The organism is Frisingicoccus sp. (assembly GCA_016298055.1).
Taxonomy (GTDB): domain Bacteria; phylum Bacillota; class Clostridia; order Lachnospirales; family Lachnospiraceae; genus Frisingicoccus.
The window spans coordinates 1-4,685 of record JAEDDO010000142.1 but is presented as its reverse complement, the minus strand read 5'-3'; the positions used below and the strand labels follow the sequence as shown (position 1 = coordinate 4,685).

Genomic DNA, 4,685 nt, shown 5'->3' with positions numbered 1-4,685 from the left:
TGTGTATATGGGAAAGGCGGGAGGTTACGTCACCTCCCCCCTTTCCCAAAAAGGAAACCAGCAACCAAAATTTGTTTGATAAATTCAAATTCAAATTTCGATGACGTCACGATGACGTGGCAAACGAAAATTCCGTATGGATGAAATATCCTAAAAATTTCCTCAATTAGCATGGATTCAAATTTAAAATTTAAAAGTTGTTTTAAAAGAGGCGGGAGGTTAGGATCAAATTTTTTCTTTTTCTATTTTTACAAGATTTACAAAGTTTCAAGACGATGAATATGGATTACAGAGAGCAGAGCCGGGCCGCCCAGGACGCAGTCAGGAGGACTCTTGGAGGTAAGGTCTACCAGGCAAGTACCTTGTCAGCCGTGATGGATCTGATTACGAAGGAAGAGTTGCGACAGTCGGTTCTTTTGTTGGGCAATAGGGTCGAGAGAGAGTTTGGAGGAAGAAAATATACTGACTTCGTTTTGCAGGCAGAGTTTGATCCTCTCAAGGTGGATAGCCTGTTCCATTTCATCAGTACTGTCAAGGAGGACGATCCAAGAGGGTTGATCAGTCAGGCAGCGATCCAAAAGGTTCTTGGTGGGTCCGATCCACTTGCGCAGGCAGATGTCGACCCAAGGGCACTCAGGAAAATTCAGGCTCAGGAACGGAAGTGGTCTCTGGACTGGATCGGGTTGGTCCCAAGAGGTACAGATGGTCTACCTCAGGTGCTGGGGACAATGTCGGCATTTTCACTGACGGACCAGAGGGAAAGAAACGAACTTAAAAAACTAGGGTTTCATCGAGAACACAATGGCGGCGCATTTTTCCCTTATATGCTGAAAGAGGAATTTGAAGAAAAGGAATCAGATGAGGATAGGGAACATAGAGAAGGTACTGAACATTTATATGGAGCAAAAGAGCTTCCTCGAAAATGGACAGACGAATATACAGATTTTATAGACAAGTCATGTTGGATGTTTATCCATTATGGGGTACCAGGAGTCAGAGAAATGATGACTATTCAGTATTTACTATATAAAAAGCAATTTACTACGTTCGATTGTGAGAAATTTAAAGAAGAATGGGAAGAAACTATGAATAAAGGAATAATAATAGAAGACGATAAAATGACTCCGTACGAGATGTATACCAATTGGCTACCTCAGCCTCATTGTGCTATTGTGGCTCTTCAAGAGAATTTTGGGCATCAGAAGAATCCACAGTCAGAAGCTTTACTCAGAGCACTGCTTGAAAAGTTGATTCATAGTAGAATGTTTATTTCCAAAGAGAAAATTCCTTTCGACAAGATCTCTAATTGGTTTAAAGAAGCTAAAATTCCTTTTGTAATTGAACAGAAAATATATAAACCAAGTAAAAAATGCTGGGAATCCTATAAATTACCAAAAAGAGAATGGAAGAAAAATATGGAACAAGAGAATTGTATTTATATTAAACTAGGGCAGTGGAATGGAGAACACTATTTCTATTGGAGAGAAGATGTAAATAGAGAATATCAGGTCGATGAATGGCCTTTTAAATATAAGGAAAAAGTAATGGTAGAAAGAAAACCTTCTATACACGAAACGCAAGTAGATCCTTATCGTCCTCCTATAAAAGTACTTCCTTCATATAGTAGTGGAAGACTTTTGGCTACTCTTGTAGAAAAACGTTTTGTTGTTCCTATTGCTGGAGTATTTGAAGAATACAGTGGAATTTATGAAGAAGAGAAGTTGAACCTGTGTGACGAGCTTGAATTTTTCCATTCCAACCCAGAAGTACTGAAAGAATGCTGTGTTCCTGATATAGAAGAAAAATTAAATAAAAAATTAGGTGTAAAATGCATACCTCGAGAATGCCTATTTGCTGGTGATACAGAATCCTTTATTGATCCGGTAACTGGAATTCATAAGCCTTCTCTTATTGTGATTAAGGGAATTTATAGAAAAGATCTCGATATTTCAGTAGGATTATGGGAAACAGACAATCCAATACGTGAAGCTATGAAAATATTCTTGAAAAAGTATACAAATTGGGTATTCGGTGAATTGAAGAGGGTTTCTACGCTAAATCATACTGCCGCGAAAATGATAAAAAATCGTCTAGAAAAGAATAAAGAAGTTAAAACACTTAAACAGGTATATAGGAAAATACTGAAAGGAGTACCCAAGTATACAGAGATTTTTGATAAAAAGTTGTTGTCGCCTCGTATCTATTTCCATAATCTAGGATATGATGTTCAGGCTTTCATTACACAGTTCTCACCTGCGAAAAAGGAAGCAGCGGTTAAAAAAGGTGCTGTGTGGTATAGCATGACGTTCAAGTTCATGGGAGCCGAGTTCATATTGCGAAATTCCTTTACGATTATTACAACAGCGCTGAAAAATTTCCCCAAGATGTTTTTGCCTAAAGAAGAACAGGAAAAAATGAAGAAAGAAGTGTATGCGTATGATGCTATAAATGAAGAATTGTTAGCTAGAAAGGAAAAATCTTTCAGAAATCGTTTTGTTGTATCTATCCAAAATATGGAGGCAGCGATCCAGCTCTATGAATATCACAAAAATACTGAAGAAAAAGAGAAATTACTTGAAGATCTGTGGAAAAGTGCTTCAGAAGTAGGATGTCTTGAAGGAGAATACGGCGAATTTTTCGATGTTGGGAAATATTCTAAGTACTATTGCGAACGTGATGTTGATCTACTGGCGATTGGAATGAAGAGTTGGGAAGCAATTGGAGAACAGGATGCTACGAAAAATACTTTCAAGGGTATGCCTCCGTTCAAGAAATTCGATGTATACAATTTCATGAGCGCTCCAGCGATTGCACAAGCAGTTACTGAGGCCGCAGTACGTCAAGGGGCTCCAATAAAACTAAAGGAAAGTGAAAAACCTGATAATTATACTTATAAGTATAAAGGAAGATTGAGAGAATTCATGTTGAAATGCACCACAGGGGGTAGATGTACTCTAGCGAACGAGAAACGACAGCTGGTGGATTGCCGTAAGGAAGACTCGAAGGTGGCTGAACTGATTGAAAAAAGTAAAGATCCAGATAGAGGCCTGAGTGCGGAAGACGAAAAATACTTGTATCAGCACCTCATACAGGATTTCGATGCGCGATCTCTCTATCCGACTGCGATGAGTCGTGCTTCTATTCCGCTCGGCATTCCGGAAGTTGTCTATTTCGGTCCGAAAAGTCAGAAAACAGAACGATGGATTTGGCTGAGTGCTGTAAACGGTCAGGCTCCAGATGATGCGATGTATGTGATCACTGATATCACGTACGACAAGAAGTTGGCGATGCCTACGAATTGTTGGAAACAGGAAAAGCCTGAACCAAGGTGCCGTTGGAACAATGAAGTTCCTGCTGGGCTGATGCAACTTCGCAAACTTACGGACTTGAGAACGATGATGAATATCCAAGGAGCACATTTCAGAGTACTTGGTGGTCTAGAGTGGAGACATGGAAAATGTGACAAGATTCAACAATTCATGAAAGATGTCTACGCGTTCAGAAGGCTCAACCACAGTGGAGGATTCGATCATCCTATTCAGGAAGCAGCAAAACTGATCATGAATAGTTTCTATGGTAAAAATGTAACGAAAATAAGAGAGACTGAAGAAATGTTTTTCCCAGCACGTATTTGGAGATTTATTGAAAAAACAGGAAAATTCGAAGAACATGATGGTGTTGAAGAATTATTATCATTTATTAAGAAAAATTGGAGAAAAATTACTCAGCTCCAATACATGGGCGGATGCTTCATACTGAAAATAAAAAGTAAAGACGATGCTGCCTACGATGTGAATTTTGGTTGTGAAGTTCTAGCTGGATCTCGGGCAGTGATCTGTCCGGTGAGTGCGATGGTTGAGCAGATTACAGGAAAACCATGTCTGTATACAGATACTGACTCGTTGCATCTGTATGGCTGGCAAGTCGATGCAATCGCTGATGCCTTCAAGTCCTACTTTGGAGGACTCGATATGATTGGAGGAGAACTTGGTCAGTTCCATGTTGATTTCGAACCTAAAACGTTCCGAAAAGGAGAAAAATGTTTGGGTAGTTCGTTTTTCTGTGGTGTCGGTAAGAAAATGTATATCGATGAGTTGCGTGGATCAGAAGGATCTTGTGAATTTCATAGAAGAGCGAAAGGAATTCGTGCGGAAAGCATCAGCAAGGAAGAATACCTCAGACTGTACTACGGTGAGACGCTGTACAAGGATTTGGACAAGTGCGGCATGGTGCAGATCCGTCAGAAGGCTGGACACAACATGAGCGTGCACATGACCAAACAAGTCAGAGCTACTGCGGAAGGAGAAGTTGAAGTGATTACTGACTTAGTAGAATCGAAAGACGGTGACCGTCTGATTGAAGATTTAGATCTTGGCGTCCTGCTGGATGCTGCCGACGAATTAGAGGCTGAACAAGAACGAGTCGTGACTGACGAAGAGGATTTAGGAAAACAACAGGCTGAAAAAAGAAAGAGAGACGAACAAGTTAGAAATACGATAGAGGGCAACGAGGACGACACGATCGAGATCATCTATGATCCTGAGAGTGATGAGGAACCACTCGAAAAAGAAGCAAGAATCGAAATTTTATAAAGTTTTAAATAAATTTCTTTATTTACTTATTTGCTAATTCAGGAGAAGACTGGCTCTCGCTGATGGTGGTCGTACGGGTAGTGGTCTCCGTAA

General features: G+C 40.0%; 1 protein-coding gene. It reads left to right on the top strand.

The features are described from left to right. Positions 1-281 precede the first annotated feature (281 nt). On the top strand, positions 282-4,592 hold the full coding sequence (locus tag QZZ35_RS09255; RefSeq protein WP_291237138.1) for a DNA polymerase: 4,311 nt from the start codon (positions 282-284) through the stop codon (positions 4,590-4,592). Positions 4,593-4,685: the final 93 nt, after the last annotated feature.